1 pseudogene is annotated in these 514 nt (G+C 47.1%); it reads left to right on the top strand.

The features are described 5' to 3' along the window. Nucleotides 1-514, top strand: a pseudogene (locus tag R7Q11_RS29450) (acetate kinase); the annotation flags it as partial.

The following is a 514-nucleotide window of genomic DNA, read 5'->3' as shown; positions in this document are numbered from 1 at the left end:
TCACAACCCAGCTGGTGCTATCGGCATCCGTGCTGCTGTTGAAGCGTTTCCAAGCCTTCCACAATTTGCAGTATTCGATACAGCGTTCCACCAAACAATGCCTCAACGTGCGTTCACTGGTGCAATCGCTAAAGAACTTTACACAGATTTCGGCATTCGTCGTTACGGGTTCCACGGCACAAGTCATTATTTTGTAAGTCGCGAAGCTGCGAAGATGATCAAAAAGCCGATTGAAGAATCGAGCTTCATCTCTGTTCACTTAGGTAACGGTGCTTCTGTTTGTGCAATCAACAATGGTGAATCTGTAGATACGTCTATGGGCTTCACTCCGCTGTCTGGTCTAATGATGGGTACACGTTGTGGTGACCTTGACCCAGGCATCATTGAGTACCTTCTGAAGAAAGGTTGGTCTCAAGAGAAAGTGTTCAACTCACTGAACAAAGCTTCTGGCTTCTTAGGTGTTTCTGGCCTAACAAGCGACGCACGCGGTATTTTGGAAGCAATGGAAGAAGGC

This window comes from Vibrio sp. 970, from assembly GCF_033339075.1.
Note: the sequence above shows the minus strand (reverse complement) of the source record. Positions and strands in the feature narration are given on the sequence as shown.